Raw genomic sequence first — 26,297 nt, forward strand, 5'->3', positions numbered from 1 at the left:
TCTCTTTCAGTACCAGTTGAGGTGGTTGCTCTCGGCGAGCACGTTGCCCGAGGAGTCGCCGCAGCGCACCCACACGGATCGGTCCGGGTAGCCGAAGTAGGGGCCCGGCTCGACGGATCGGTTGGTGGCGACCTGGCGGTTGGTGATGTATTGACCGTCCACGGAGTCGTAGACGTCGCAGAACATCGGGTTGAAGGGCCAGTTGGCGCTCTCGAACCGGATCCGGGCGCACGCCGAGACCGTGCACGGCGAGCCCGTGGAGCCGTTGCTGCAGGGGTTGCTCGTGCCGTCGCGGCACGAGGCGCCCTTGGAGATGGTCACCGTCGGTGCGGGCGGGTTGTCGGTCGGTGACGAGCGGGCCTGCCGCTCGCCGTAGCCGCGGTCGGGCGAGTTGTCGAAGATCTTCAGCTTGAGCTGCTCGGTGTTGTTGTAGCCGATGTCGTTCCACCCGGTGGTGAAGCTGTAGGTGTCGACCACGTCGATCGACATGGTGGTGGCCAACCCGTAGCCGGAGCTGATGCGCGTGACCTCCAGCCTCGCCGGGTTGCCGTTGGTGTCGACGGTGACCGACCACCGCACCCGGCGCCCCTGGGTCTCGGGCGTCATGTTGACGATGTGCTGGCGCACGAGGGGCCCGTAGGTCTGCAGGAGCTTCTCCTCCGAGCGGACGCAGGCGGACTTCTCGTTGCAGACCTCGAGCTGGAAGGTGTGGGCGCGGTCGTTGTCGGGCGTCGCGACCGCCTCGTTGCGCTGACCGGTGGCGTCGGCCTCGCGGTAGAGCGCGCCGTCGCGGTAGAGGCGCACCCGGGACTGGGCGCCGTTGGAGTCGGGCACCGTGTAGGTCGTGCGGCCGACCTTGTTGTCGCCCGAGGGGTCCAGGGTCCACGGGCCCCAGGGCTCCGGCTCGCCGACGGCCTGGAACGTCGCGGCCTGGCTCGGGGCCGACGTCCGGCCTGCCCCGTCCTTGTTGGTGGCGCGCACGGTGTAGGAGTAGGTCGTGCCGTCGTACTGGATGCCGGCGTTGGTGCACTGCGTCGCGGTCTGGTCGGAGCACGCGGGCAGGGCCTTGCCGTCACGCAGCACGGTGTAGCGCACCGGACCGGGACCGTTGGGCGGGTCGACCGGGGGCCAGCTGACCACCACGGCGGTCTCGTCGGAGCTGGTGCGCTGCTCGGTGATCGTGGGCTGTGCCGGGGCCTGCGGGGTGCCCAGCGACTGGAAGGTGGCCGAGACACGCTTCTCGCCGGGGAAGGTCTCGTTGATGGCATAGACGGTGAACGAGTAGGCCTGGTTGTTGTCGAGCCCGGTCGCGGTCACCTCGGGCCGGCGGGTCGTCGTCGACCCGCCGTCCTGCCACGACACGACGTACTGCTTGATGTCGGAGGTCTGGGTGGTCGGCGGGGTCCAGCGGAGCTTGAGGAAGGTGTCACCCTCCTTGACCAGGGTGATCGGTCCGACCCGGCCGGGACGTGCGTCGGGCGTCGCGACCGCGGACCGGGGGCTCCACGCCGACCAGCCGACGGCGTTGTGGGCACGCACCTCGAAGCGGTAGTCGCGACCGTTGACGAGGCCGGACACCTCGCAGCTGGTGCCGCCGCACTCACGACGCTCACCGCCGCTGCGCACCTCGTAGCGGTCGATCGGCGCGCCGTTGGCCTCGGGCGCGCGCCACGAGAGCGCCACCTCCTGGTCACGGACGGCGGTGCCGGGCACCGGCGCGGTCGGCCGGTCGGGCACGTCGAGCACGTCGAGGACCAGGCGTCCCTCGGCTTGGCGCTCGGGCCCGGAGGACCCGGCGACGTCGCTCATCACGACGCGGAACTCGGCGCGCCCGTCGACCACGGCCCCGGTGCGCAGCCGCACCGACGAGCCGTCGGCGGTGGCCTGGACGTCGAGACCGGTGAGCTGCTCGATCGAGACGACGGTGGGCTCGGGTGTGGCCACGCCCGGGCGCAGGTACGGCGCCAGGTCGAAGGTGCGCTGCTGGCCGGCCCGCATGTCGTCGAGGCGGATCGGCACCAGCGTCGGCGGTGGGGACCGGACCACCACGACCTGGATCAGGCCGGGGTCGCTGCCCCCGGAGGTGACCTTCAGCTCGGCCCGGCTGCCGGGCGCGGTGGTGCCGGCGGCGTTGATCTCGATGGTCCGCCCCTGGCCCTGGATGATCGCCAACCCGTCGACGGAGGTGTTCCAGTCGGCGTCGAAGGACAACGCGTCGACCTCGTCGGGCTCGGGGGTCCAGACGTGGCACAGCGAGGCGATGTCGAGGGAGAGCGTGCGGTCCTGGGCGATCCGCACGGGCTGGGTGGGGCAGCGCAGGATGGGGTCGCGCGAGCCGACCTGGACGGGCACGGACACCGTCGCCTCGACCCCGTCGGGGTCGTCGACGGACTCGCCCGTGGTGACCTCGAAGACCAGGGCACCGGGGCCCTGGTAGGTGTCGGCGGCCGTGACCTCGAAGCGGGCCTTGCCGGTGATCCGCGGGACGACCGCGCTGGCGGGCGAGCCGGAGACCCGGTCCTTGAGCGTGAAGATGACCGGGCCACCGGCCGGGTCGACGACGTAGTCGGCGAGGTCGAAGTCCGCGGTGGCGCCCGGCTCGACCTCGAGGACCGCCCCCGGCACGACGTACGGCGCCTCGCCGGCGAGCGGGGGCACGAAGACCGACGCGGTCGCCGAGCCACCGTCGGCGTCGACGACGCGGAAGGACACGACCCGGGGCTCGTCGCCGCGCGCGACCGTGACCGTGCCGTCGGCGACGCTCGCGGTGACGCCCGGCGGCGCGAAGACCTCGGCGACCGACAGGTCGGCGTCGTCGCCGTCGGGGTCGTAGGCCGTCTCGAGCACGTCGACGGTCACCGTGGACGCGTCGCCCCGGCCGTCGACCTCGCCGCCGGCGACCGCCGCGGCGTCGACCGACCCCTCGACCGCCGGGGTGCCGTAGGCGTCGAAGGCGACCGGCGGGTTGTTGAACGGCTCGGACAGCCGCACCGTCGCGGTGGTCTGCGAGGACTCCAGGCCGTTGGTGACCCGGTAGACGGCCTCGATCGTGCGACCGTCACCCCTGGCCGGGACCTGGACGACCAGCGGGCCCTGCGGCGACTCCAGGCTGACACCCGGTTGCCGGCCCACCAGCTCGACCTCGACGCGGTCGCCGGCGGCGACGTAGTCGTTGGCGAGCACGTCGAGGCGTGCGGTGCGTCCGGGCTCGGTGGTGAGGGTGTCGGGCACCGCCAGCGGCGGCTGTGGGGTGCCCGGGGCGGTCACCGCGACCCGGACGGTGCCGGTGGCCGGCGCCCCGAGGGCGTCGATGACGGTGTAGGAGAACTCGTCGGTGCCGACGCTGCCCGGGTAGGCCTGGTAGACCAGCGACGTCGCCCCGAACCGGACGATGCGGCCCAGCTCGGGCCCGGAGGCGATTCCGGTGAGGGTCACCGGGTCACCGTCGGGGTCGACGTCCGCGCCGGGCAGGCGCAGCGTGATCGTGTCGCCGGCGACCGCTCGCCCCTCGAGCGCAGGCGGCTCGGGCGGCTGGTTGCGGCGGTCGGCCGGCACCACCTGCACCTCGAGGGTCCCAGGCGCCCGCTGCCCGCCGGCGTTGCTGGCGAGGTAGCGCACCGTGTAGGTCTCGGTGTCGTCGATCTGCTGCGGCGCGACGTAGCGGACGAACCGGTGGGTGACGAACGCCTGCCCGGTCGGCGCCCGGGCGTCGTCGCCGGGGCCCTGGACGGCCAGGACGCCGGCGTCCTGGCCGGGGACGTCGCCGACGAGCTCGAGCTCGTCGCCCGCGGGACTGAAGTCGTTGTCGAGCACCGGGACCGACACGGCCCCGCCGGCCCGCACGACGACCCGGTCGACCTCGGTCACGGGGGTGTTGTCGGCCGGTGCCGGTCGCCAGGTCACCACGACCTGGCCCTGGATCCCCGACCGGCTGCCGTTGCTGATGGTGTAGCGGACCAGCTGCGGGTTGGGGGCCAGGTCGCCGGTGCGCGCCGCGATGCGCAGCCACCGGCCCTGGACGACGGCGACGTCGAGCGACTCCTCGCCCCCGCGGTCGGCCTCGGCGCCCTGGACGACCAGGATGCCGCCGGAGGGGTCGACGTCGTTGGCGACGACGTCGACCAGCGAGGCCGCCTGGCCGTAGACGGTGAGGCTGTCGGGCATCGCCACCGGCGCCGCGGGCGGCCTGTCCGGGGCCTTGACGTCGACGCGGATGCGCCCGGCGTCGAAGGGCGCGTTGCCGTAGCGCAGGTCGTAGTCGAGGAAGTAGGTGCGCGGCTGGTCGGCGGTGAAGCTGATCGTGCCGTCGACCAGGTCGGTGCGGACCTCGGCCCCGCCGACCTGGGCGATCTGGCCGGCCAGCTCGACGAGCGCGGTCGGGTTGACCGGGTCGGACCCGGGCAGGTCGTTGGCCAGGGGTCGGATGGTGAGGGTCTTGCCGGCCTCCCCGGACACGACGTCGGGCTCGGCGGTGCCGGGGAACGCCTTGCGGTCCTTGACGTCCTGGACGCGGACCTGCAGCTCGTCCTCGACCGGCTCGCCGATGCCGTCGCTGACGCCGTAGGCGACCGTCACGACGCCGCTCGTGGCCGGAGCGGTGAAGCGGACCCGGCCGGCCGACGTGGGACGGGCCAGGGCCCCGCTGCGCTCGCCGCCCTTGGCCTCGGCCGAGGCCAGGGAGAGCGGGTCGCCGTCCTGCTTGTCACGCCAGTCGGGCAGGACCGGGATGTCGAGGGTGCCGCCGGCCGGCACGGTCCAGTCCCGCTTCTCGAAGCCCTCGCGCAGCTGGGGTGGGGCGTCGACGTCGTCGCTGCGCGGAGTCACCCGGACGGTCGCGGTGTCGCTGAGGCCGCTGCGCCCGTCGTCGATCGTGTAGTCGAACCTGGTGGGGCCGGCGTCGTCGGGCAGCGTCACCTGGACGGTCTGGCCGTCGGGGCTGATGCTGATGTCGGCGTCGGAGCCGGTGACGTCGCCCACGCCGGCGATGGCCAGCAGCCGTCCGGCCGGCGCCGTGTCGTTGTCGAGCGGGTGCAGCACCGTGGTGCGTCCTCGACGCGCCCCGAGGTCGTCGTCCTTGGCCTCCGGCGGACGACGGTCGCCCTGGTCCTCGTTGTTGTTGTCGTCCTTGTCGTCGCTCGGGTCGGGCTTGAGCTGGAAGGCGTCCCAGTCGTCGAGTCGGGTCGGCTGGTCGGAGTCGATGTCCCAGACCGCGCCCGTGGTGCGGTCGTTGAGGACGATCTCGCCGCGGTTGACCCGGAACACCAGGTCGGTGGTCCGGGTGCCGAGGCCGGAGACCCTGGGCTCGGCGCCGTCGCAGACGGTCGCCACGGTGCCCAGGCCACCGGACCACGCGCCGTAGACGCAGGCACCCAGGCGCACGGGCGGGGTCGGCCGCCCGCTGACCCCGTCGACGAGGGTGGTCTCGTCGCCGGTGTCGAGGTCGACGGCCAGCAGGGAGTCGGTGGTCGTCACCAGGACCGAGCCGGCGTCGGGACCCGGCACCTGCAGCGTGGCGTCGGGGGTCACGTCGGTGTCGGGCCCGCCGACGACCCGCAGCGCCCCCGAGGCACCGTCGAGGACGACCGCGCGGTCGCCCACGGCCGTCACCGTCGTCGCGGGGCCGAGGTCGGCCCCGAGCGGGGTCCGGGTCGGGGCGGCCAGACCCGCGTCGGTGGGCGCGAAGCGTCGCAGCACGTCGTCGGACGTCGAGGCGACCAGCACCTGCCCGTCGAGCGTCACGGCGAGACCGGCGTCCTCGCCCGTGGTGGCGAGCGGGTCGGTGCCGGCGTCGAGCGCCGAGACCGGGGGCACCCCCAGCCGGGTGTCGACGCGCTCGGCCCACAGGGTGCCGGCGGCCGGGTCGAGCACCGCGGCGGTGCCCCCGGCCAGGCCGACCTGGGCCGCCGCGGGCAGCGTGGCGTCCTCACCGTCGAGCAGGGCGACCTTGCCCGGGTCGAGCGTGCTCAGGACGCCGGCCGACACGTCGATCCCGAGCACCGCGGCGCCGTCCTGGACGACGTCGAGCTGGGTGTCCTGCTCGACGAACGCGACCCCGTCGAGCTGCGCGATCGGCTTGTTGATCCGCCCGTGGAAACCGTCACGGCCGTTGGTCACCCAGATGCCGCCGTCGTTGAGCTGTGCGTCGTGCGTGCGGTAGCCGTCGGCCTGCGTCGCGACCACCACCATCCCGGTCACGGCGACGAGCAGCGCGAGGTTGGACGCGATGGCGACACGATGCCGTCGCACGGAGCCCATGACGCCCAAGACCGCCTCCAGTGACCGAGTGGGGAAAGGGTAAGGAGCCCCTCCGGGCTGCGCCAAGTCGCGGCACCGGTGGAGAATGCCCGCGTGGAGGCGACCTACACCCCCGGCGACGGCCTCGTCGTCGGCGCAGGCCCCCGGTGGCTGCTGGTCTCCCCCGACCCCGGACCCGACGCGGCCGACGTGCTCTGGGCGCTGGTGACCGACCCCCGCGCCGGGGCCGCTGCCGTGGTCGGTGCCGTCGTCGACGCCGTCGCCGCTGCCTGCGGGGCCCCGGTCGCCCTGGTGCTGGTCGACCTGACCCCGGGCGCCGAGACCTCCACGACCCGCGGGACCGGTCGCCACACCAGCCTCGACGGCGTGCACACCCTCGACCTGGGTGGGCCGGACGCCCCCGACGCCCCCGTACGCCGCCTGGTCGGCGGCGTCGTCGGCGCGGCGCGGCTGGTGCTGCGCCCGACCGGCCCGACCGGCCCGACCGGCCCGACCGGCGCCGTGACGGCGTCCGAGCCCGGCGTACCGACCGAGGGTCTGATCGACGGCATCCCCCCCGAGATCCTGGCGGCCAGCGCCCCGACCCCGCCGACCCCGCCGACGACGACGGCGGAGCCGCTGCTGCGGGTGGATCGGATCGACAGCACGGTGCGCCGCGACCTCGACCACGACGGCCGTACGACCCACCGGCTACCGGCCCCGGGCGGACCGCCGCTTCCTCCCCCACCGGGCGCACACCTGCAGCAGACCACCAACGAGACCGTGCTCGCGGTGCACTGCCCCGCCGGCCACGTGACCGCCGCCTACAGCCCGCGGTGCCGGGTGTGCCACCAGGCCGTGGCGCCGCAGGAGCCGCACCGGATGCCGCGGCCCCGCCTGGGCACGCTCCACCTGCCCGACGGCGAGCGCGTGCCCCTCGACCGGGGCGTCGTCCTGGGTCGCCAGCCCGAGCCGGTGCCGGGCGGCGCCGAGTGGCCGCACCTGGTGCGGCTCCCCCCGCAGGCCACGTTCGTCTCGCGCAGCCACCTGTCGGTCGTCCTGGAGGGCTGGCTGGTGATCGCGACCGACCTGGGCTCGCGCGGCGGCACCACGCTGCGGGTGGCCGGCCGGCCGCCCCAGCGCATCCGCGGCCACGAGCAGTACGTCTGGGAACCTGGCCAGGTGCTCGACCTGGCCGACAGCTACGAGATCGTCTACGAGGTCACCGAGTGAGCGGCGCGCCCGAGATCCCCGGCTACACCTTCCTGCAGCACCTGGGCAGCGGAGGGTTCGCCGACGTCTTCCTCTACGAGCAGCAGTGGCCGCAGCAGCGCGTCGCCGTCAAGGTCGTGCGCCCCGACGTCTTGCTGACCGAGCGCGAGAAGGGGTTGTTCGCCGCCGAGGCCAACGCGATGGCCACGCTCGCCGACCACCCCTACATCGTCTCGGTGATCACCGCCGGCACGATAGGCGCCAGCGGACCCGCTGCCGGGCGGCCCTACCTGGTGATGCGCTACTGCCCGCCGCCCGACCTCGGGGTGCGCGTGCGCCAGGCGCCGATGTCGGTCGCCGACGCCCTCAGCACCGGCATCAAGCTCGCCAGCGCCGTCGAGACCGCCCACCGGGCCGGCATCGTGCACCGCGACATCAAGCCGAGCAACGTGCTGGTGACGACCTACCAGGAACCCGCGCTCACCGACTTCGGCATCGCGGGCTACCTCCACGAGGTCGGGGCCGAGTCCGAGGTCCGCATCTCCTACCCGTGGTCGCCGCCCGAGCTGCTCGACGGGCGCTCCAACGGCTCGGTCGCCAGCGACGTCTATTCGCTCGGCGCGACGATCTGGAACCTGCTGACCGGGCGGTCGCCCTTCGCCGTGATGCACGGCGACAACACCCCGCGGGCCCTGTCGGCGCGCATCCTGCACACCCCCGCACCCGGCACCGGGCGCCCCGAGGTGCCGCCGGCGCTCGAGGGGCTGCTGGCCCAGTGCCTGGCCAAGGCGCCCGAGCACCGACCGGGCTCGGCTCTCGAGCTGGCGCGTGCCCTGCAGCGCATCGAGGCCCAGGCCGGCTACGCCCGCACCGCGATCGCGGTCGAGGGGGACCGCCCGGCGAGCGACGGCGCAAGGGTCGTCCCCCCGGCGGTCGGCGACCCCGACGCGACCTACGTCAAGCCGATCACCGTGATCCCCGCCTCCGGGCCGCGGGCCGCCCGGATCGAGTCCGCGTCCGACCCCACCGGCACGGGCCCCTCCGAGCGCGGCTCGCGGGCGGGCCTGGTGTGGGCGGTCGTCGGTGCCGTCGTCGCGGCGGCGGTCGTCGGCTTCCTCGCGCTGCGCGGGGGTGGCGAGGAGGAGCCGCCGGTCACGCTCGACCCGGCGACCCGGACCCCCGCGCCGATCGAGGCGGGCTCGCTGCCGCTGCCTCCCGAGGTCGAGGCGACCCGACGCGGCGACCGGGTCACGTTCACGTGGCGCGCCCCGGACAAGCAGCGTGCCGGCGACACCTGGATGTGGCGTCGTACGGACACCGGCGAGGCCGTCCGCACCGGCGACACCGAGGTGGTGGTGCGCTCGGCCGACCGCGTGTGCGTGCAGGTCGTGCTGATCCGCGACGGCGACGACTCGCCGCCGACCGAGCGCTGCCGCTGAGTCGGAGCGGTCGGGTCAGTCGCCGCCGTAGGTCACGCCGAGCGACTCCAGGACGACCTTGCCGCCGTCGAGGGCGGTGAGCACCCAGGTGCCGCCGTCGGGGGTCAGGGTGAAGGTGTGCTCGCTGTGCGCGGCCCAGGAGCCGTCGTGGGTGACGACGGTCCAGTCGTCGTCGAGCAGGTCGACCTCGGCGCTGCCGAGGGTGACCATGGGCTCCACGGCCAGGGCGAGGCCCGGCACGAGCCGGGGGCCGCGACCGGGCTTGCCGTAGTTGGGGACGTCGGGCGCCTGGTGCATCTCGGAGCCGATGCCGTGCCCGGTGTAGTCCTCGAGGATCCCGTAGCGACCGGCCGCGCGGACGTGGGTCTCGACGGCGTGCGAGATGTCGGTGACCCGACCGCCGGGTCGGGCCGCGGCGATGCCGCGCCACATGGCCTCCTCGGTCACCCGCATCAAGGTGGCGACCTCCTCTGGCACGTCCCCGAGCGCGATGGTGATGGCGGCGTCGCCGTGCCAACCGTCGACGATCGCACCGCAGTCGATCGAGACCAGGTCGCCCTCGGACAGGACCCGCCCACCCGGGATGCCGTGCACGACCTCGTCGTTGACCGAGACGCACAACGACCCGGTGAACCCGTGGTAGCCCAAGAACGAGGGCGTGGCCCCGAGCTGGCGGATGTGGGCCTCAGCGGCGGCGTCGAGCTCGCCGGTGGTCAGGCCGGGTCGCGCGAGCTCGCGCACCATCTCGAGGGTGCGACCGACCACGAGCCCGGCTCGCCGCATGACGGCGACCTGCTCGGGCGTCTTGACCTGCACGCCCCGATCACGCCACCCCAAGGTGACTCAGCTCTCTGGAATGATGTCGAGGGCGGCGAAGACGCGCTCGGTGACCTCGTCGACCTCGCCCATGCCGTCGACCTCGACCAGGACGCCGCGCGAGCGGTAGAGCTCGATGAGCGGCTCGGTCTCCTTGGTGTAGAGCTCCTGACGGCGCCGGATGACGTCCTCGGTGTCGTCGGCGCGACCCTCGGTCTGCGCGCGCTGCAGGAGGCGGGCGACGAGCTCGTCGGCGTCCACGGTGAGCACCACGGCCGCGTCGAGCTTGTGCCCGGTGAAGGAGATCATGCCGTCGAGCTCCTCGACCTGCGCGGTCGTGCGCGGGTAGCCGTCGAGCAGGAACCCGGGAGCAGCGTCCGGCTCGTCGATGCGGTTGCGCACCATCAGGTTGGTGACCTCGTCGGGGACGTACTCCCCCGCGTCCATGTAGTGCTTGGCCTTGATCCCGAGCTCGGTGCCCTGGGACACGTTGGCCCGGAAGATGTCGCCGGTCGAGATCGCAGGGATGCCGAAGTGGTCGGCCACCTTGGTGGCTTGGGTTCCCTTACCCGCACCGGGGGGGCCCATCAGGATGAGGCGCATGGCTACCGCAAGAATCCTTCGTAGTTGCGCTGCTGGAGCTGGCTCTCGATCTGCTTCACCGTGTCGAGCGCGACGCCGACCATGATCAGGATCGAGGTGCCACCGAACGGGAAGTTCTGGTTGGCCTCGATCAGGACCAGGGCGATCAGCGGGATCAGTGAGATCAGTCCGAGGTAGATGGCACCCGGCAGCGTGATGCGGGACAGGACGTAGGACAGGTAGTCCTCGGTCGGCTTGCCCGCCCGGATCCCGGGGATGAAGCCGCCGTACTTCTTCATGTTGTCGGCCACCTCTTGCGGGTTGAAGGTGATCGAGACGTAGAAGTAGGTGAAGAAGATGATCAGGGAGAAGTAGGCGACCATGTAGTAGGGGTGGTCGCCGCGCACGAAGTGGTCGTTGATCCAGGTGATGTAGCCCGGCTGGTCGGCACTGCCGCGGTTGAACTGGACGGCCATGGCCGGCAGGTAGAGCAACGACGACGCGAAGATCACCGGGATGATGCCGGCCTGGTTGACCTTGAGCGGGATGTAGGTCGAGCTGCCGCCGAACATCTTGCGGCCGACCATCCGGCGCGCGTACTGCACCGGGATGCGGCGCTGGGCCTGCTCGATGAAGATCACCGCGGCGATGATGACCATGCCGATCACGATGACGATCCCGAAGGTCCACCAGCTCTTGGTCTTGCCGACGGCCCACAGCTGGGCCGGGAAGGTCGCGACGACCTGGGTGAAGATGAGGATCGACATGCCGTTGCCGACGCCGCGCTCGGTGATGAGCTCGCCGAGCCACATGATGACGGCCGTGCCGGCGGTCATGGTGACGACCATGACCAGGAAGGTCTGCAGCCCGTTGTCGAACAGCAGGGGCTCGGTGCAGCCCTGCAGCAGGTTGCCCGAGCGGGCCAGGGCCACGATGCCCGTCGCCTGGAGGACCGCGAGGCCCAGCGTCAGGTAGCGGGTGTACTGGGTGATCTTGGTCTGCCCCGACTGACCCTCCTTCTTGAGCGCCTCGAGCCGTGGGATGACCACGACGAGCAGCTGCAAGATGATGCTGGCGGTGATGTAGGGCATGATCCCGAGCGCGAAGATCGTCAGCTGGAGCAGCGACCCGCCCGAGAACAGGTTGATGAGGGTGTAGACCCCCTGGCTGTTGGCGTCGTTGCCGAGGCAGTCCTGCACGGCGGCCACGCTGACCCCGGGCGCCGGGATCTGGGACCCCGCGCGAAAGATCGTGATGATCAGCAGGACGAACAGCAGCTTCTTGCGAAGGTCCGGTGTACGGAAGGCGTTCACGAACGCGGTGAGCACGTTTCCTCTTTCTCCAGCAGATGAGGGGCCGGACCGAGCGGCTGTGACGTGACGGACACGCCGAAGCACGAGCGCTGGGCCTCGGGAAGCCTAACAGGCGACGAAGGGGCGTTCCTCATCAGCGGGAACGCCCCTTCGTCTTCGAGCTTGTGGAAATGTCAGGCCACGGTGACCGAGCCGCCGGCGGCCTCGATCTTCTCCTTGGCCGAGGCCGAGAACGCCTGGGCGGTGACCGTCACCGGGACGGTGATGTCGCCCTGGCCGAGCACCTTGACCGGCTGGCCCTTGCGGACCGCGCCCTTGGCCACGAGGGCGTCGACGCTGACGTCGCCCCCCTCGGGGAACAGGGTGCCGAGCTTGTCGAGGTTGACGACCTGGAACTCGACGCGGAACGGGTTCTTGAAGCCCTTGAGCTTGGGCAGACGCATGTGGATCGGCATCTGGCCACCCTCGAAGGCGACGGGGACCTGGTAGCGGGCCTTGGTTCCCTTGGTACCGCGGCCGGCGGTCTTGCCCTTGGAGCCCTCACCGCGACCCACGCGGGTCTTGGCCTTCTTGGCGCCCGGTGCCGGGCGCAGGTGGTGCAGCTTGAGCGTCATGTCACTCGACCTCCTCGAACGTCACCAGGTGACGGACCGTGTGGACCATGCCACGGATCTCGGGGCGGTCCTCCTTGACGACCACGTCACCGATGCGCTTGAGGCCCAGCGACCGGACGGTCTCGCGCTGGTTGGCCTTGCACCCGATGGTGGACTTCAACTGCTGGATCTTGAGCTGGGCCATCACGACACCCCCGCCGCAGCAGCGGCCTCGGCCGCCTCGACACGACCCTCGGCCTGGGCCTTGAGCAGCGCGGCCGGAGCCACGTGCTCGACCGGCAGGCCACGGCGAGCCGCCACGGCCTCCGGCTGCTCGAGCATGCGCAGCGCCTCGACCGTCGCGTGGACGATGTTGATCTGGTTGGACGAGCCGAGCGACTTGCTCAGCACGTCGTGGATGCCGGCGCACTCGAGGACGGCGCGCACCGGGCCACCGGCGATGACGCCGGTACCGGGCGAGGCCGGCCGCAGGAAGACGACGCCGGCCGCCTTCTCACCCTGCACCGGGTGCGGGATGGTGCCCTGGATGCGGGGCACGCGGAAGAACGCCTTCTTGGCCTCCTCGACACCCTTGGCGATCGCCGCGGGCACCTCCTTGGCCTTGCCGTAGCCGACACCGACCATGCCGTCGCCGTCACCGACGACGACGAGGGCGGTGAAGCTGAAGCGCCGACCACCCTTGACGACCTTGGCGACGCGGTTGATCGCGACGACGCGCTCGAGGTACTGGCTCTTCTCAGCGCCCTGACCACGACCTCCGTCACGGCCGCGGCCCTGACGGTCGCCGCCACCGCGCTGTCCGCGCTGGGGTCCACTCATGAGTCTCTACTCCCTGTTCGTGTTGGTCGCTGGCTTAGAACTCGAGCCCGCCGGAGCGGGCCCCGTCTGCCAGGGCCGCGATCCGGCCGTGGTACTTGTTGCCGGCGCGGTCGAAGACCACGGTCTCGACACCCTGGGCCTTGGCACGCTCGGCGACGAGCTCACCGACCCGGGTGGCCTTGGCGCTCTTGTCACCCTCGAGGCCGCGCAGGTCGGCCTCCATGGTCGAGGCCGAGGCCAGCGTCTTGCCGATCAGGTCGTCGACGACCTGGACGGTGATGTGCTTGCTCGAGCGGGTGACCACCAGGCGCGGACGCTCGGCGGTGCCACTGATCTTCTTGCGGCCGCGCACCTGGCGCTTGAGCCGCGACTGCAGGCGCTTGGACGCGTGCTTCTGCTGCTTGATCTTGACGGCCATGGACTACTTACCAGCCTTTCCGACCTTGCGGCGGATCTGCTCTCCGGAGTACCGGATGCCCTTGCCCTTGTAGGGCTCGGGCTTGCGAAGCTTGCGGATGTTGGCGGCGACCTCGCCGACGAGCTGCTTGTCGATGCCGACGACGCCGAGGCGGGTCGGTCCGTCGACGGTGAAGGTGATGCCCTCGGGCGCGTCGAAGATGATCACGTGGGAGTAGCCGAGCTGGAACTCGAGCTGGGTCGGTCCCTTCGACAGCACGCGGTAACCGACGCCGACGATCTCGAGCTTCTTCTCGTAGCCGTCGGTCACGCCGACGACCATGTTGTTGACGAGGGTGCGGGTGAGGCCGTGGAGCGACTTGCTGATCCGGTCGTCGTCGGGGCGCTTGACGTCGAGGACGCCCTCGCCCTGCTCGACCACGATCGGCTCGGCCACGGTGTGCGACAGGGTGCCCTTGGGCCCCTTGACGGTCACGAGCGGACCGTTGATGGCGACGTCGACCCCGGACGGGACCGCGACGGGAAGCTTGCCAATGCGCGACATGCTGGTGTTCTCCTTCTCGGTCTCGTCGTTACCAGACGTAGGCGAGGACTTCTCCGCCCACGCCCTTCTGGTTGGCCTGCTTGTCGGTGAGCAGACCCTGGCTGGTGGAGATGATGGCGATACCAAGTCCGCCGAGCACCTTGGGCAGGCCCGTGTGCTTGGCGTAGACCCGGAGGCCGGGCTTGCTGATGCGGCGCAGGCCGGCGAGCGAGCGCTCGCGGCTGCGGCCGTACTTGAGGGTGATGGTCAGCGTCTGGCCGACGCCCTCGTTGTCGGTCACGTCGAAGGAGGCGATGTAGCCCTCCTGCTTGAGGATCTCGGCGACGCCCTGCTTCAGCTTGCTGTAGGGCATGGAGACGTCGTCGTGGAACGCCTGGTTGGCGTTGCGCAGACGCGTGAGCATGTCTGCGATCGGGTCGGTCATCGTCATGGAAGGTCGTTCTCTCTCTTCTGTGGTTTCCGCTCCGCGACGGGAGCGGACCTTCAGCGGTTGATGTGGCTGGGGTTCACCAGGAGGACTTGGTCACGCCGGGCAGCTCGCCGCGGTGGGCCATCTCGCGCAGGCAGATGCGGCACAGGCCGAACTTGCGGTAGACGGCCTTGGGGCGGCCGCAGCGCTGGCAGCGGGTGTAGCCGCGCACGGCGAACTTGGGCTTGCGGGCCGCCTTGACCCGGAGGGCTGTCTTGGCCATGTCTCAGTTCTCCTTGAAGGGGAAGCCGAGCTGCTTGAGCAGCGCGCGACCCTGGTCGTCGTTCGTGGCGGTGGTGACGATGGTGATGTCCATACCGCGCTGGCGGTCGACCTTGTCCTGGTTGATCTCGTGGAACATGACCTGCTCGGTCAGGCCGAAGGTGTAGTTGCCGTTGCCGTCGAACTGGCCCGGGTTGAGACCGCGGAAGTCACGGATGCGGGGCAGGGCCAGCGACAGCAGGCGGTCGAGGAACTCCCACATGCGGTCACCGCGCAGGGTGACGTGGCAGCCGATCGGCATGCCCTCGCGCAGCTTGAACTGGGCGATGGACTTGCGGGCCTTGGTCACGGCCGGCTTCTGGCCGGTGATCGCGGTGAGGTCGCGGATCGCGCCCTCGATCAGCTTGGAGTCGCGAGCGGCCTCGCCGACACCCATGTTGACCACGATCTTGGTCAGGCCGGGGACCTGCATGATGTTGGCGATCTCGAACTCGGACCTGATGGCCGGGACGATCTCCTCGCGGTAGCGCGTCTTAAGACGCGGGGTGACCTTCTCGGCCACTGCTCCCTCGGTCATGCTCAGATCTCCTTGCCGGTCTTGCGCGAGATGCGCACGCTGCGCGTGCCCAGGTAGGTGGAGCCGTCGGGGCGGCGCTTGGTGACCTCCTCGCGGCGGAAGCCGATCCGGGTCACCCCGTCTCCCTCGACGAGCATCACGTTGGACACGTGGATCGGGGCCTCGGTGGTGATGATGCCGCCGGTGTTGCCCGCACGGCCGCCCTGGTTGACGACCTTCGTGTGCCGCTTGATGCGGTTGACGCCTTCGACGATCAGCCGCTGCTCCTCACGGAGCACCTTGATGACCTTGCCCTCGGCGCCCTTGTCCTTGCCCGCGATCACCTTGACGGTGTCGCCCTTCTTGATGTCGATCTTGGCCTTCTTGGGCGTAGCCATCACAGCACCTCCGGGGCGAGCGAGATGATCTTCATGAACTTCTTCTCGCGCAGCTCGCGGCCCACGGGGCCGAAGATGCGGGTACCGCGCGGCTCGCCGTCGGCCTTGAGGATGACGGCGGCGTTCTCGTCGAAGCGGATGTAGGACCCGTCGGCGCGGCGGCGCTCCTTGACGGTGCGCACGATGACGGCCTTGACGACGTCGCCCTTCTTGACGTTGCCGCCGGGGATCGCGTCCTTGACCGTGGCCACGATGACGTCACCGATGCCGGCGTAGCGCCGACCCGAGCCGCCGAGCACGCGGATGCAGAGGATCTCCTTGGCACCCGTGTTGTCGGCGACCTTGAGTCGCGACTCCTGCTGAATCACTGTTTTCTCCTTGTCGAGCCGGTTCTCCGCGCCTCACGAGCGCGGAGCCTGGCTGAACGGTGTTGGGCTGAGAAGGGTTTTACTTGGCCTTCTCGAGGATCTGGACGAGGCGCCAGCGCTTGGTCGCCGACAGCGGACGGGTCTCCATGATCAGGACCCGGTCGCCGGTGCCGCACTCGTTGTTCTCGTCGTGCGCCTTGAGCCGGCTGGTGCGGCGCATGACCTTGCCGTAGAGCGCGTGCTTGACACGGTCCTCGACCTCGACCACGACGGTCTTGTCCATCTTGTCGCTGACTACCAGACCCTCACGGGTCTTGCGCGCGTTGCGCTGGGTCGGCGTGCTCGTCGTGTCACTCATGCGGTTGCCTCGTCGTTCGTGCCGGGAGCGGTACGGATGCCGAGCTCGCGCTCGCGCACCACGGTGTAGATCCGCGCGATGTCCTTCTTGACCGTGCGAAGCCGGCCGTGGCTCTCGAGCTGGCCGGTCGCGGCCTGGAAGCGCAGGTTGAACAGCTCCTCCTTGGCCTCGCGCAGCTTGGACTCGAGATCGATGTCGTTGAGCTCGTCGAGCTCGTGGGCCTTGACCTCGGCAGCCATCAGAACTCACCGGCCTCTCGGGTGATGAAGCGGCACTTCATGGGCAGCTTGTGGATCGCGCGGCGCATCGCCTCGCGGGCGACCTCCTCGTCGACACCGGACAGCTCGAACATGACGCGGCCGGGCTTGACGTTGGCGATCCACCACTCGGGAGAACCCTTGCCGGAACCCATACGGGTCTCGGCGGGCTTCTTGGTCAGCGGGCGGTCCGGGTAGATGTTGATCCAGACCTTGCCGCCACGCTTGATGTGGCGGGTCATGGCGATACGGGCGGACTCGATCTGGCGGTTGGTCACGTAGTGACCCTCGATCGCCTGGATCCCGAACTCACCGAACGCCAGCGTGGTGCCACCCTTGGCCGCGCCACGGCGGTTGGGGTGGTGCTGCTTGCGGTGCTTGACGCGACGGGGCATCAGCATGGTTCAGCCCTCCGTTCCGGAAGTCGTCTCCGCGGGAGCCACCGTGTCGGCCTGTCCTGCGACAGCGCCCTCGGCGCCACCCTCGCGGTCCGCGCGGGTCGGGCGCGAGCCACGGCTCGGACGCTCGCCACCGCGCTGCGGGCGGTTGCTGCCGCCGCGGCCGGGGACACCGGCGCGCGCTGCGGCCTGGGCCTGACGCTCGGCACGGGTGCCGGCGACCTCGCCCTTGTAGATCCAGACCTTCACGCCGATGCGGCCGAAGGTGGTCTTGGCCTCGTAGAAGCCGTAGTCGATGTCGGCACGCAGCGTGTGCAGCGGGACGCGACCCTCGCGGTAGAACTCGGTGCGCGACATCTCAGCGCCGTTGAGACGACCGGAGCACTGGATCCGGATGCCCTTCGCACCCGAGCGCATCGTGGTCTGCATCGCCTTGCGCATCGCGCGACGGAACTGCACACGACCGGCGAGCTGCTCAGCGACTCCCTGGGCGACCAGCTGCGCGTCCATCTCCGGGGCCTTGACCTCGAGGATGTTGAGCTGGACCTGCTTGCCGGTGAGCTTCTCGAGCTCGCCACGGATGCGGTCGGCCTCGGCGCCGCGGCGACCGATGACGATGCCGGGGCGGGCGGTGTGGATGTCGACACGGACGCGGTCACGCGTGCGCTCGATCTCGACCTTGGCGATGCCGGCGCGCTCCATGCCCTTGGACAGCAGCTTGCGGATGGCGACGTCCTCGCCCACGTAGGCCTTGTAGAGCTTGTCGGCGTACCAGCGCGACTTGTGGTCGGTGCTGATGCCCAGACGGAAGCCGTTGGGGTTGATCTTCTGGCCCATCAGGCACCCTTTCCGTTCGTCTTGACCGCGGAGGCCGGCTGCACCACGAGGGTGATGTGGCTGGTCCGCTTGTTGATCCGGGTGGCGCGACCCTGGGCGCGGGGGCGCCAGCGCTTCATCGTCGGGCCCTCGTCGACCATGGCCACGGAGACGACCAGGTCGCCGGCGTCGAGGCCCTCGGTGGTCTCGGCGTTGGCGATGGCGCTCTCGAGGACCTTGTAGACGGTCTCGGACGCAGCCTGCGGCGCGAACCGCAGGATGGCCAGGGCCTCGTCGACGGGCAGTCCGCGGACCAGGTCGACGACACGACGGGCCTTCATCGGGGTGATCCGCTGGAAGCGGGCACTCGCGAAGGCACCCGGCTGGTCACCCAGCAGGGAGTCGCGGCGCGCGCTGATGCGGTGACGCTCGGTGGTAGACATCAGCGACGACGCCCCTTCCGGTCTTCCTTGACGTGCCCGCGGTAGGTGCGGGTCGGGGCGAACTCGCCCAGCTTGTGGCCGACCATCGAGTCGGTGACGAAGACCGGGACGTGCTTGCGTCCGTCGTGCACGGCGACCGTGTGCCCGATGAAGTCGGGCGTGATCATCGAACGGCGCGACCAGGTCTTGATGACGTTGTGGGTGCCCTTCTCGTTCTCGGCGTCCACCTTCTTCTGAAGGTGGTCATCGACGAAGGGACCCTTCTTGAGGCTGCGAGGCATCTGTCTTCTTCCCTATCAGCGCTTGTTCTTGCCGGACTTACGCCGGCGGATGATCTGCGAGTCGGAGGCCTTGCGCTTGCGCGTACGGCCCTCGGGCTTGCCCCACGGGGACACCGGGTGGCGTCCACCCGAGGTCTTGCCCTCGCCACCACCGTGCGGGTGGTCGACGGGGTTCATCACGACACCACGCACGGTCGGGCGCTTGCCCTTCCAGCGCATGCGGCCGGCCTTGCCCCAGTTGATGTTGGACTGCTCGGCGTTGCCGACCTCGCCGATCGTGGCGCGGCAGCGCACGTCGACGAAGCGCATCTCGCCCGAGGGCATGCGCAGCGTGGCGCGCGAGCCCTCGCGGGCGATCAGCTGGGCGCTGATGCCGGCGGACCGGGCGATCTTGGCGCCGCCGCCGGGGCGGAGCTCGACGCAGTGGATCGTGGTACCGACGGGGATGTTGCGCAGCGGCAGGTTGTTGCCGGGCTTGATGTCAGCGCCCACGCCGGACTCGATCCGGGTGCCCTGGGTGAGGTCCTTGGGGGCGATGATGTAGCGCTTCTCGCCGTCGGCGTAGTGCAGCAGCGCGATGCGGGCGGTGCGGTTGGGGTCGTACTCGATGTGAGCGACCTTGGCCGGCACGCCGTCCTTGTCGTAGCGGCGGAAGTCGATGATCCGGTAGGCACGCTTGTGCCCGCCGCCCTGGTGGCGCGTGGTGATCCGACCCTGGTTGTTGCGGCCGCCCTTCTTGGGCAGCGGACGCGTCAGGGACTTCTCGGGCGTCGTACGGGTGATCTCGACGAAGTCGGCGACCGACGAGCCACGACGGCCCGGAGTGGTCGGCTTGTACTTGCGGATAGCCATGAGTCAGTAGTCCTCTCGGAACCCGGTCAGGAGACCGGACCCCCGAAGATGTCGATGCGGTGGCCCTCGGCGAGGCTGACGATCGCGCGCTTGGTGTCCTTGCGCTTGCCCAGACCGGACTTGGTGCGGCGCGTCTTGCCGACCCGGTTGAGCGTGTTGACCGAGGTGACCTTGACGTTGAAGATCTTCTCGACCGCGATCTTGATCTCGGTCTTGTTGGCCTCGGGGTGCACCAGGAAGGTGTACTTGTTGGCGTCGAGCAGGCCGTAGCTCTTCTCGGACACCACGGGTGCGATCAGGACGTCACGGTGGTCCTTGTGGATCGTGCTCACTTGTCGCCCTCCTCGGTCTTGTCGAGGCCGACAGCCGGACCGGCGGAGGCCTTGGTGGCGTGGGCGACGAACGCGTCGTAGGCGCCCTGCGTGAACACGATGTCGTCGGAGTCGAGGACGTCGTAGGTGTTGAGCTGGTCGACGGCCACGATGTGGACCTCGTGCGCGTTGCGCAGCGAGAGCCAGGTGACGGTGTCGGTGCGCTCGAGGACCACGAGGAACTTCGTGCGCGACGAGAGCTCGGCCAGCGCCTTGAGCGCCGCCTTCGTCGACGGCTTGTCACCGCTGACGATCGACTCCACGACGTGGATGCGCTCGTTGCGGGCCCGGTCGGACAGGGCACCGCGCAGGGCGGCGGCCTTCATCTTCTTGGGGGTCCGCTGGTCGTAGCTGCGCGGCTGCGGGCCGTGGACGACGCCACCGCCGGCGAACTGCGGCGCACGCGTCGAGCCCTGGCGGGCGCGGCCGGTGCCCTTCTGCTTGTAGGGCTTGCGTCCACCACCGCGCACCTCGGCGCGCGTCTTGGTGGCGTGGGTGCCCTGGCGGGCGGCGGCGCGCTGGGCGACGACGACCTGGTGGATCAGGGGCACGTTGACCTTGGCGTCGAAGATCTCGGCGGGGAGGTCGACCTTGACAGTCTTGACAGCCATGTTCAGACCTCCTGCTTCTTGGCGGCCGAGCGGAGCATGACCAGACCGCCCTTGGGGCCGGGGACGGCGCCCTTGACGAGCACCAGGCCCTTCTCGACGTCGACCGCGTGGACGGTGATGTTCTGCGTGGTGACCACGTCGCTACCCATGCGGCCGGCCATGCGGGTGCCGCGGAAGACGCGACCCGGGGTGGCGCAGGCGCCGATGGAGCCGGGCTTGCGGTGGTTGCGGTGAGCACCGTGCGAGGCGCCCACACCGTGGAAGCCGTGGCGCTTCATGACACCGGCGAAGCCCTTGCCCTTGCTGGTGCCGGTGACGTCGATGACGTCGCCCGCGGCGAAGGTGTCGACCGGGAGCTCCTGGCCCACGGTGTAGGTGGAGGCGTCGGCGGTGCGGATCTCGACGACGTGGCGGCGCGGCGTGGTGCCGGCCTTGTCGAAGTGACCGGCCTGCGGCTTGGTGATCTTGCGACCCTCGATCTCGCCGTAGCCGACCTGGATGGCGTTGTAGCCGTCGGGCTGGGGCAGGCGGACCTGGGTGATGACGTTGGTGCTCACCGCGAGGACGGTGACCGGGACGACCTTGTTGTTGTCGTCCCACAGCTGGGTCATGCCGAGCTTGGTGCCCAGCAGTCCCTTGACGTTGCGTTCGGTAGTCATGGCTCTCCTGGACCTCAGAGCTTGATCTCGATGTCGACGCCCGCAGGCAGGTCGAGGCGCATCAGCGAGTCGACGGTCTTGGGCGTCGGGTCGATGATGTCGATGAGGCGCTTGTGGGTGCGCATCTCGAAGTGCTCGCGGGAGTCCTTGTACTTGTGGGGCGAGCGGATGACGCAGTACACGTTCTTCTCGGTCGGCAACGGCACGGGGCCGGCGACCTTCGCACCCGTTCGGGTGACGGTGTCCACGATCTTGCGCGCCGAGGTGTCGATCACCTCGTGGTCATAGGCCTTGAGCCTGATGCGGATCTTCTGTCCCGCCATAGGTAGCTCGTCCTTACTCGCTCGTCCTGCGTCATGGGTCTGGGCTCCGCTTCCCCACCCCCGCGGTCGGGCGTGTCGCCATATCTGGGACATGACGGGCCGCGCGCGACTGCCTCGAGGCTGTGGATCTCGCGATCCGCGGCCAGCGGTGGTGTGCTGATCGGGTCTCCTGGTGCGGTGCGGCCGGTGCCAACCACCACGTCACGGCGCAACCCGTGAGGGTCGTGCTGGGAGACGCGATTCAGAAGTCAAGACCTGCCGCACCCCGGCAACCCGCCGGAGCAACCTGGATATCTTGGCAGAGATCGGCGTGGTGTCCAACTCGACGGCGATCGGCTGCTGCGGGGCGGGCAGGGACCCAGTCGCGGACGCCCGGCACTGGCCCGGGCAGGGCTCCCGCCGTAGTGTCAGCCCATGCTGAACGAGAACACGTTCTACCTTCCGAGGGGCGCGGAGCACCGATGAGGATCGACGTGCCCGAGGGCACCGACCCGCTGACGCACGTCTGGGGTCGAATGGTGCCCGGCATCGGTCCGGCCGCGGCCGGCTTCGCCCAGAGCGTCTACGAGCACGGCACCCTCGGGCTGCGCGAGTTCGAGGCCGCGCGGCTGCGGATCGCGCAGCTCAACGGCTGCCTGTTCTGCCAGGACTGGCGTACCGAGCGGGACGGCGTCACGGTCGAGGACGCCTTCGCCGACGCGGTCACCGACTGGCACACCACCGAGGCCTTCGACGAGCGCACCCGGCTGGCCGCGGAGTACGCCGAGCGCTTCGCCCTCGACCACCACGGGCTCGACGACGAGTTCTGGACGCGGTTCAAGACGGTCTACACCGATCGCGAGGTCGTGGAGCTCACGATGTGCCTGGGGTCGTGGATCGCCTTCGGCCGGCTCAACCGGGTGCTCGGGCTCGACGAGGCGTGCGTGCTGCCGGGTCACCTCTCCTCGCGCTGACCCGGCTCGGACCGGCTCGGACCGGCTCGGACCGGCTCGGACCGGCTCGGACCGGAAAGGTCGTCACGACCTGACAAGATGACCTCCCCGCCCACCAGCGATGAGGAGCCATGTCGGACTTCCCGCCTCCCGGCCCGCCCCCGCCGCCGGGTGCGCCCGTGCCCGACGAGCCCGTCGCCCCGCGGTGGGGACCCCCGTCGTACCCGCCGCAGCCACTGCCGCCGCCACCGGCCCCCGGGTGGGTCCCTGCGCGCGGGATGCTCGGGGCGGCCCACAAGCCGGGCGCGATGCCGCTGCGCCCGCTCTCGCTCGGTGACATCTACGACGCGGCGTTCCGGATCATCCGCTTCAACCCCAGGGCGACCGTGGGGGCCTCGGTCCTGGTGGCGGCGGTCGCGATGGCGATCCCGGTGCTCGTGGTCGGGGTGCTGACCTGGACGGTCGGGCTGACCTACGACCCGACGGCCACCGACCCGGGCGAGGACCAGGTGATCGGCTTCGTGACCGCGTACGGCTCCTACGCCCTCGGTGCCCTGCTGCAGGGCCTCGGCCTCATCCTGGTCACCGGCATGGTCGTCCACGTGACGGCGGCGGCCGCGGTCGGCAGGCGGCTGACCCTGGGCGAGGCCTGGGCCGCGACCCACGGCCGCCGGTGGCGCCTGGTCGGACTCGCGGTCCTGCTCGGACTCGCGACCATGCTGATCCTGGTCGGCTACGCGCTCTACGTCACGCTCGTCGTGGTGCTGGCCCCGACGCTCGCGGCCGTGCTGCTCATCGTCTTCTCCGTCCCGGTGCTGGCCGCCGTCATGGGGTGGTTCTGGATCCGCGTCTACTACCTGCCCGTGCCCGCCCTGATGCTCGAGGGCCTGGGGGTCGTCGCCAGCATCGGTCGCGGCTACCGGTTGACCCGGGGTGGCTTCTGGCGGATCTTCGGCATCGCGCTGCTCACCTTCGTCATCGGCGCGTTCGCCGGGCAGCTGCTCGGCGTGCCCTTCTCGCTCGGCGGCAGCATCGGGGCGCTGGCCGTGCCGAGCGACCTGGCGCTCTTCGTCACCATCCTCGGCAGCGCGCTGGCGCAGGTCGCCTCGACGGCGTTCGTCGCGCCGTTCACCTCGACGGTGACGAGCCTGCAGTACCTCGACCAGCGGATGCGCACCGAGGGCTACGACGTCGAGCTGATGCGGCAGGCCGGGGTGCTCGACCGATGACGAGACGATGAGGGTCGCGTGAGGCTGGAGCCCCCGCTCGACCCGTCGGGCGACGAGGCCCGCGGGCTGCTGCGCCGCGAGCTCGCCAATCCCGACTACGTCTCCGACGACCTGCTGCAACGGGTCCTCGACTGGATCGGGCGCCAGGTCGACGGCTCGGTCGAGGGCGCCCGCGACCTCCCCACGCTGACGTGGTTCGCGCTCACCGTGGTCGTGGTGGCCCTCGTCGGTGGCCTGGGGTTCCTCGCCTCGCGCGCCCGGCGTACGGCGCGGCGGCCCGGCGGCCGCGACGGCGACGTGCTGGGCGACGAGGTCGTCGGCGCCGCCCGGCTGCGGGCGCGCGCCGAGCTCGCCCTCGCCGAGGGACGCCACGCCGACGCGGTCGTCGACGGGTTCCGGGCCCTGGCCCGACGCCAGGTCGAGCGCGGCCGGCTCGAGGACTCCCCCGGCGTGACCGCCCACGAGGTCGCGGCCGTGCTGGCGCGCGAGTACCCCCAGCTCCGTGGTCGCACCGTTGCGGGCGCCGACCTCTTCGACGCCGTGATGTACGGCGAGCGCCCGGCCTCGCGCGAGCAGGCCGTCGCGGTGCTCGACCTCGACGTCGAGCTGGCGGCGACCCGGTGACCGACGTCGCCGACCGGACGCGTCGGGCCACTCCGCTCGGCCTGCTGCGGCGCCACCGCACCGCGCTGGTCGTCACCGCGTTCCTGGTGCTCGCGGTGGTGGTCGCGCTGCTGACCGGTGGCGGCCAGACCGGCCGCGACGCGACGTACGACCCCGACAACGCGGGCACTGACGGCGCCCGCGCCGTGGCCCGGGTGCTGTCCGACCAGGGCGTCGAGCTCGACGTCGTCCGGTCGGCCGGCGCCCTGGCCGACGCCGGCGCAGGCACCGGCACGACGGTGGTCGTCACCTCGGCCGAGCAGCTCGGCGCGAGCACGGTCGAGCGGCTGCGGCGCGACACCGCCGGCGCGACCGTCGTGGTCGTCGACCCCGGCCCGGCGCTGCTCGACCTGCTCGGCCTACCCGGCTCGGCCGGTGACGCCGACACCGAGCAGCCGGTCGCCGCGTCGTGCGACGACCCGCGCTACGCCGGCCTCGACATCGAGGTCGACGGCGCCACCCGGATGCCCGGCGACGGCTGCTTCGACGACACCCTCGTGACGGTCGACGACCTCACCCTGCTCGGGGCGCCCCAGCTGCTGACCAACGACCAGGTGCTGCGCGCCGACAACGCGGCGGTGGCGCTGCGCCTGCTCGGCCAGCAGGCCCGCGTGGTCTGGTACGTCGCGTCGTACGACGACCTCGTCGGCGACGACGGCGTCGACTTCTGGTCGCTGGTGCCCGACTGGGTGCGCCCGGGGTTCGGGCTGCTGGTGCTGGTGGTCCTCGCGCTGGTGCTCTGGCGCGGACGCCGGCTCGGGCCGCTCGCCACGGAGCCGCTGCCCGTCGTGGTGAGGGCGATCGAGACCACGCGTAGCCTCGGCCGGCTCTACCGGCGCTCGGGCGACCGCGGCCACGCCGCCGCGACCCTGCGCGCCGCCACCCGGGCGCGGGTGCGCACGCGGATGCGGCTCGGCCCCGCCACCGACGAGCAGACCCTGGTGCGCGACGTGGCCCGCCACGTCGGGCGGCCCGAGGCCGAGGTCGCCGACCTCCTCGCCGCCACCGCGCGCCCGCCCGCCACCGACCGTGACCTGATCAGCCTGGCCGCTGCCCTGGCCGCACTCGAGGAAGAGGTACGCCGCTCATGACGTCGCTCGACAAGACCCCGGACGCCCCGGACGCCCCGGACTCCCCCGCCGCGGCCGGCGCCGCGCGCGAGCGGCTGGTCGCCGTACGCCACGAGGTCGCGAAGGCCGTCGTCGGCCAGGACGCCGCCGTGTCCGGGCTGCTGGTGGCGCTGCTGTGCGGGGGCCACGTACTGATGGAGGGTGTGCCCGGCACCGCCAAGACCCTCCTGGTCCGCACCCTCGCGGCCTCGCTGTCGGTCGAGACGCGACGGGTGCAGTTCACCCCCGACCTGATGCCGGGCGACATCACCGGCTCGATGGTCATCGACTCCCACGCCGGCGAGCTGTCGTTCCGCGGCGGGCCGGTCTTTACCAACCTGCTGCTGGCCGACGAGATCAACCGGACGCCGCCCAAGACCCAGTCGGCGCTGCTCGAGGCGATGGAGGAGGGCCAGGTGTCGGTCGACGGCACCACTCACCCGCTGCCGCGGCCGTTCCTGGTGGCGGCGACGCAGAACCCCGTGGAGTACGAGGGCACCTACCCGCTGCCTGAGGCGCAGCTCGACCGCTTCCTGCTCAAGGTGGTGCTGCCGATCCCCGGGCGCGACGCCGAGATCGAGATCCTCCACCGCCACGCCGCCGGCTTCGACCCGCGCGACGTGCGCGCCGCCGGTGTCACCGCGGTCGCCACCGGCGCCGACATCGAGGCCGGGCAGCGCGCCGTGCGCACGGTGCAGGTCGGCCCCGAGGTCGCGGCCTACATCGTCGACATCGCCAGGGCCACCCGCGAGTCGCCCTCGTTGTCGCTCGGCGTCAGCCCGCGCGGCGCGACCGCCCTGCTGCGTGCGGCCCGCGCCTGGGCCTGGCTCTCCGGCCGCGACTTCGTGACACCCGACGACGTCAAGTCCCTGGCCCACGCCACGCTCGTGCACCGGCTCGGCCTGCGACCCGAGGCCGAGCTCGAGGGCGTCGACGTGGCGCAGGTGCTGGCCTCGGCGCTCGGCTCCGTCCCGGTCCCGCGCTGATGGCGG

Annotated in this window: 32 protein-coding genes; 7 read left to right on the top strand and 25 right to left on the bottom strand. The window is 71.2% G+C overall.

Features of this window, described 5'->3' with window-relative positions; all coding sequences use genetic code 11:
• Window positions 1–6 precede the first annotated feature (6 nt).
• Window positions 7–6,246 (bottom strand): fibronectin type III domain-containing protein, encoded by a 6,240-nt coding sequence (locus FZC61_RS00320; protein ID WP_148611356.1) that lies wholly within the window; start codon window positions 6,244–6,246, stop codon window positions 7–9.
• A 102-nt stretch (window positions 6,247–6,348) separates the two neighbouring features.
• Here FZC61_RS00320 and FZC61_RS22830 point away from each other — a divergent pair, with 102 nt between their 5' ends.
• A complete protein-coding gene (locus FZC61_RS22830; protein WP_170285914.1) occupies window positions 6,349–7,467 on the top strand; it encodes an FHA domain-containing protein in 1,119 nt (372 codons plus the stop codon).
• Window positions 7,464–8,885 carry a serine/threonine-protein kinase gene (locus FZC61_RS22835; RefSeq protein WP_170285915.1) on the top strand — a complete coding sequence of 474 codons (1,422 nt, stop codon included), beginning with the start codon at window positions 7,464–7,466 and terminating at the stop codon, window positions 8,883–8,885. Before FZC61_RS22830 ends, FZC61_RS22835 begins: the two co-directional genes overlap by 4 nt.
• A gap of 15 nt (window positions 8,886–8,900) precedes the next feature.
• Here FZC61_RS22835 and map read toward each other — a convergent pair whose 3' ends face one another.
• The 24 genes from map to rpsJ all read right to left on the bottom strand — a co-directional run bounded on the left by map (window position 8,901) and on the right by rpsJ (window position 21,372).
• Complete coding sequence (gene map / locus FZC61_RS00330) at window positions 8,901–9,722, bottom strand: type I methionyl aminopeptidase (RefSeq protein WP_148611360.1); 822 nt, start codon at window positions 9,720–9,722, stop codon at window positions 8,901–8,903.
• A 6-nt stretch (window positions 9,723–9,728) separates the two neighbouring features.
• A complete protein-coding gene (locus FZC61_RS00335; protein ID WP_148611362.1) occupies window positions 9,729–10,304 on the bottom strand; it encodes an adenylate kinase in 576 nt (191 codons plus the stop codon).
• Window positions 10,305–10,306: 2 nt separating this feature from the next.
• On the bottom strand, window positions 10,307–11,611 hold the full coding sequence (gene secY, locus FZC61_RS00340; protein ID WP_148611364.1) for a preprotein translocase subunit SecY: 1,305 nt from the start codon (window positions 11,609–11,611) through the stop codon (window positions 10,307–10,309).
• Between the two features lie 158 nt (window positions 11,612–11,769).
• Window positions 11,770–12,210: a 50S ribosomal protein L15 gene (rplO, locus tag FZC61_RS00345; RefSeq protein WP_148611366.1), complete on the bottom strand. Its 441-nt coding sequence runs from the start codon at window positions 12,208–12,210 to the stop codon at window positions 11,770–11,772.
• A 1-nt stretch (window position 12,211) separates the two neighbouring features.
• Window positions 12,212–12,394 (bottom strand): 50S ribosomal protein L30, encoded by a 183-nt coding sequence (gene rpmD / locus FZC61_RS00350; protein ID WP_140008184.1) that lies wholly within the window; start codon window positions 12,392–12,394, stop codon window positions 12,212–12,214.
• Entirely contained in the window at window positions 12,394–13,029 is a 636-nt protein-coding gene (gene rpsE / locus FZC61_RS00355) for a 30S ribosomal protein S5 (RefSeq protein ID WP_148611368.1), read from the bottom strand. The genes rpmD and rpsE overlap by 1 nt, the downstream gene beginning before the upstream one ends.
• 34 nt (window positions 13,030–13,063) lie before the next feature.
• Window positions 13,064–13,447 (bottom strand): 50S ribosomal protein L18, encoded by a 384-nt coding sequence (gene rplR / locus FZC61_RS00360; protein WP_148611370.1) that lies wholly within the window; start codon window positions 13,445–13,447, stop codon window positions 13,064–13,066.
• A gap of 3 nt (window positions 13,448–13,450) precedes the next feature.
• Window positions 13,451–13,990, bottom strand: coding sequence for a 50S ribosomal protein L6 (gene rplF, locus FZC61_RS00365; protein ID WP_148611372.1), 540 nt, complete (start codon window positions 13,988–13,990; stop codon window positions 13,451–13,453).
• A 28-nt stretch (window positions 13,991–14,018) separates the two neighbouring features.
• Window positions 14,019–14,420, bottom strand: a complete 402-nt coding sequence (gene rpsH, locus FZC61_RS00370; RefSeq protein WP_148611374.1) for a 30S ribosomal protein S8 — start codon at window positions 14,418–14,420, stop codon at window positions 14,019–14,021.
• A 76-nt stretch (window positions 14,421–14,496) separates the two neighbouring features.
• Window positions 14,497–14,682: a type Z 30S ribosomal protein S14 gene (locus FZC61_RS00375; protein WP_028636399.1), complete on the bottom strand. Its 186-nt coding sequence runs from the start codon at window positions 14,680–14,682 to the stop codon at window positions 14,497–14,499.
• Window positions 14,683–14,685: 3 nt separating this feature from the next.
• Window positions 14,686–15,258 carry a 50S ribosomal protein L5 gene (gene rplE, locus FZC61_RS00380; protein WP_148611376.1) on the bottom strand — a complete coding sequence of 191 codons (573 nt, stop codon included), beginning with the start codon at window positions 15,256–15,258 and terminating at the stop codon, window positions 14,686–14,688.
• Window positions 15,259–15,260: 2 nt separating this feature from the next.
• Window positions 15,261–15,635 carry a 50S ribosomal protein L24 gene (gene rplX / locus FZC61_RS00385; protein ID WP_211357022.1) on the bottom strand — a complete coding sequence of 125 codons (375 nt, stop codon included), beginning with the start codon at window positions 15,633–15,635 and terminating at the stop codon, window positions 15,261–15,263.
• Complete coding sequence (gene rplN, locus FZC61_RS00390; protein ID WP_091109706.1) at window positions 15,635–16,003, bottom strand: 50S ribosomal protein L14; 369 nt, start codon at window positions 16,001–16,003, stop codon at window positions 15,635–15,637. Before rplN ends, rplX begins: the two co-directional genes overlap by 1 nt.
• Window positions 16,004–16,082: 79 nt before the next feature.
• Entirely contained in the window at window positions 16,083–16,361 is a 279-nt protein-coding gene (gene rpsQ, locus FZC61_RS00395; protein WP_148611378.1) for a 30S ribosomal protein S17, read from the bottom strand.
• The gene (gene rpmC, locus FZC61_RS00400) at window positions 16,358–16,600 is read right to left on the bottom strand and encodes a 50S ribosomal protein L29 (protein WP_148611380.1); all 243 of its coding nucleotides are present in this window, start codon (window positions 16,598–16,600) and stop codon (window positions 16,358–16,360) included. Before rpmC ends, rpsQ begins: the two co-directional genes overlap by 4 nt.
• Entirely contained in the window at window positions 16,600–17,019 is a 420-nt protein-coding gene (rplP, locus tag FZC61_RS00405; protein ID WP_148611382.1) for a 50S ribosomal protein L16, read from the bottom strand. Before rplP ends, rpmC begins: the two co-directional genes overlap by 1 nt.
• 3 nt (window positions 17,020–17,022) lie before the next feature.
• Window positions 17,023–17,853, bottom strand: coding sequence for a 30S ribosomal protein S3 (rpsC, locus tag FZC61_RS00410; protein ID WP_148611384.1), 831 nt, complete (start codon window positions 17,851–17,853; stop codon window positions 17,023–17,025).
• Window positions 17,853–18,275: a 50S ribosomal protein L22 gene (rplV, locus tag FZC61_RS00415; RefSeq protein ID WP_148611386.1), complete on the bottom strand. Its 423-nt coding sequence runs from the start codon at window positions 18,273–18,275 to the stop codon at window positions 17,853–17,855. The genes rpsC and rplV overlap by 1 nt, the downstream gene beginning before the upstream one ends.
• The gene (gene rpsS / locus FZC61_RS00420) at window positions 18,275–18,556 is read right to left on the bottom strand and encodes a 30S ribosomal protein S19 (RefSeq protein WP_148611388.1); all 282 of its coding nucleotides are present in this window, start codon (window positions 18,554–18,556) and stop codon (window positions 18,275–18,277) included. The genes rplV and rpsS overlap by 1 nt, the downstream gene beginning before the upstream one ends.
• A gap of 15 nt (window positions 18,557–18,571) precedes the next feature.
• Window positions 18,572–19,408, bottom strand: a complete 837-nt coding sequence (rplB, locus tag FZC61_RS00425; protein WP_148611390.1) for a 50S ribosomal protein L2 — start codon at window positions 19,406–19,408, stop codon at window positions 18,572–18,574.
• Between the two features lie 26 nt (window positions 19,409–19,434).
• A complete protein-coding gene (gene rplW / locus FZC61_RS00430) occupies window positions 19,435–19,740 on the bottom strand; it encodes a 50S ribosomal protein L23 (RefSeq protein WP_148611392.1) in 306 nt (101 codons plus the stop codon).
• Window positions 19,737–20,390, bottom strand: a complete 654-nt coding sequence (gene rplD / locus FZC61_RS00435; protein WP_148611394.1) for a 50S ribosomal protein L4 — start codon at window positions 20,388–20,390, stop codon at window positions 19,737–19,739. The genes rplW and rplD overlap by 4 nt, the downstream gene beginning before the upstream one ends.
• 2 nt (window positions 20,391–20,392) lie before the next feature.
• Window positions 20,393–21,049, bottom strand: coding sequence for a 50S ribosomal protein L3 (gene rplC, locus FZC61_RS00440; RefSeq protein WP_148611396.1), 657 nt, complete (start codon window positions 21,047–21,049; stop codon window positions 20,393–20,395).
• Window positions 21,050–21,063: 14 nt separating this feature from the next.
• Window positions 21,064–21,372: a 30S ribosomal protein S10 gene (gene rpsJ / locus FZC61_RS00445; RefSeq protein ID WP_008360994.1), complete on the bottom strand. Its 309-nt coding sequence runs from the start codon at window positions 21,370–21,372 to the stop codon at window positions 21,064–21,066.
• Window positions 21,373–21,833: 461 nt separating this feature from the next.
• Between rpsJ and FZC61_RS00450 the strand changes: the two genes are divergently transcribed.
• The 5 genes from FZC61_RS00450 (at window position 21,834) to FZC61_RS00470 (ending at window position 26,291) form a co-directional block, all read left to right on the top strand.
• Window positions 21,834–22,325, top strand: coding sequence for a carboxymuconolactone decarboxylase family protein (locus FZC61_RS00450; RefSeq protein ID WP_148611398.1), 492 nt, complete (start codon window positions 21,834–21,836; stop codon window positions 22,323–22,325).
• Between the two features lie 110 nt (window positions 22,326–22,435).
• Complete coding sequence (locus FZC61_RS00455; protein WP_148611400.1) at window positions 22,436–23,533, top strand: hypothetical protein; 1,098 nt, start codon at window positions 22,436–22,438, stop codon at window positions 23,531–23,533.
• An 18-nt stretch (window positions 23,534–23,551) separates the two neighbouring features.
• Complete coding sequence (locus tag FZC61_RS00460; protein ID WP_148611402.1) at window positions 23,552–24,157, top strand: DUF4129 domain-containing protein; 606 nt, start codon at window positions 23,552–23,554, stop codon at window positions 24,155–24,157.
• A complete protein-coding gene (locus FZC61_RS00465; protein ID WP_148611404.1) occupies window positions 24,154–25,287 on the top strand; it encodes a DUF4350 domain-containing protein in 1,134 nt (377 codons plus the stop codon). The genes FZC61_RS00460 and FZC61_RS00465 overlap by 4 nt, the downstream gene beginning before the upstream one ends.
• Window positions 25,284–26,291 carry an AAA family ATPase gene (locus tag FZC61_RS00470; RefSeq protein WP_148611406.1) on the top strand — a complete coding sequence of 336 codons (1,008 nt, stop codon included), beginning with the start codon at window positions 25,284–25,286 and terminating at the stop codon, window positions 26,289–26,291. Before FZC61_RS00465 ends, FZC61_RS00470 begins: the two co-directional genes overlap by 4 nt.
• Window positions 26,292–26,297: the final 6 nt, after the last annotated feature.

It is taken from the genome of Nocardioides rubriscoriae, assembly GCF_008087085.1.
GTDB lineage: Bacteria > Actinomycetota > Actinomycetes > Propionibacteriales > Nocardioidaceae > Nocardioides > Nocardioides rubriscoriae.

Coding starts and splice junctions, on each gene's coding strand:
- FZC61_RS00335 (WP_148611362.1), bottom strand. CDS start 10,304: ATGCGCCTCATCCTGATGGGCCCCCCCGGTGCGGGTAAGGGAACCCAA.
- rplO (WP_148611366.1), bottom strand. CDS start 12,210: ATGACGCTCAAGCTGCACCACCTGCGCCCGGCACCGGGCGCCAAGAAG.
- rpmD (WP_140008184.1), bottom strand. CDS start 12,394: ATGGCCCAGCTCAAGATCCAGCAGTTGAAGTCCACCATCGGGTGCAAG.
- rpsE (WP_148611368.1), bottom strand. CDS start 13,029: ATGAGTGGACCCCAGCGCGGACAGCGCGGTGGCGGCGACCGTCAGGGC.
- rplR (WP_148611370.1), bottom strand. CDS start 13,447: ATGGCCGTCAAGATCAAGCAGCAGAAGCACGCGTCCAAGCGCCTGCAG.
- rplF (WP_148611372.1), bottom strand. CDS start 13,990: ATGTCGCGCATTGGCAAGCTTCCCGTCGCGGTCCCGTCCGGGGTCGAC.
- rpsH (WP_148611374.1), bottom strand. CDS start 14,420: ATGACGATGACCGACCCGATCGCAGACATGCTCACGCGTCTGCGCAAC.
- FZC61_RS00375 (WP_028636399.1), bottom strand. CDS start 14,682: ATGGCCAAGACAGCCCTCCGGGTCAAGGCGGCCCGCAAGCCCAAGTTC.
- rplE (WP_148611376.1), bottom strand. CDS start 15,258: ATGACCGAGGGAGCAGTGGCCGAGAAGGTCACCCCGCGTCTTAAGACG.
- rplX (WP_211357022.1), bottom strand. CDS start 15,635: ATGGCTACGCCCAAGAAGGCCAAGATCGACATCAAGAAGGGCGACACC.
- rpsQ (WP_148611378.1), bottom strand. CDS start 16,361: ATGAGTGACACGACGAGCACGCCGACCCAGCGCAACGCGCGCAAGACC.
- rpmC (WP_148611380.1), bottom strand. CDS start 16,600: ATGGCTGCCGAGGTCAAGGCCCACGAGCTCGACGAGCTCAACGACATC.
- rplP (WP_148611382.1), bottom strand. CDS start 17,019: ATGCTGATGCCCCGTCGCGTCAAGCACCGCAAGCAGCACCACCCCAAC.
- rpsC (WP_148611384.1), bottom strand. CDS start 17,853: ATGGGCCAGAAGATCAACCCCAACGGCTTCCGTCTGGGCATCAGCACC.
- rplV (WP_148611386.1), bottom strand. CDS start 18,275: ATGTCTACCACCGAGCGTCACCGCATCAGCGCGCGCCGCGACTCCCTG.
- rpsS (WP_148611388.1), bottom strand. CDS start 18,556: ATGCCTCGCAGCCTCAAGAAGGGTCCCTTCGTCGATGACCACCTTCAG.
- rplB (WP_148611390.1), bottom strand. CDS start 19,408: ATGGCTATCCGCAAGTACAAGCCGACCACTCCGGGCCGTCGTGGCTCG.
- rplD (WP_148611394.1), bottom strand. CDS start 20,390: ATGGCTGTCAAGACTGTCAAGGTCGACCTCCCCGCCGAGATCTTCGAC.
- rplC (WP_148611396.1), bottom strand. CDS start 21,049: ATGACTACCGAACGCAACGTCAAGGGACTGCTGGGCACCAAGCTCGGC.
- rpsJ (WP_008360994.1), bottom strand. CDS start 21,372: ATGGCGGGACAGAAGATCCGCATCAGGCTCAAGGCCTATGACCACGAG.
- FZC61_RS00450 (WP_148611398.1), top strand. CDS start 21,834: ATGAGGATCGACGTGCCCGAGGGCACCGACCCGCTGACGCACGTCTGG.
- FZC61_RS00455 (WP_148611400.1), top strand. CDS start 22,436: ATGTCGGACTTCCCGCCTCCCGGCCCGCCCCCGCCGCCGGGTGCGCCC.
- FZC61_RS00470 (WP_148611406.1), top strand. CDS start 25,284: ATGACGTCGCTCGACAAGACCCCGGACGCCCCGGACGCCCCGGACTCC.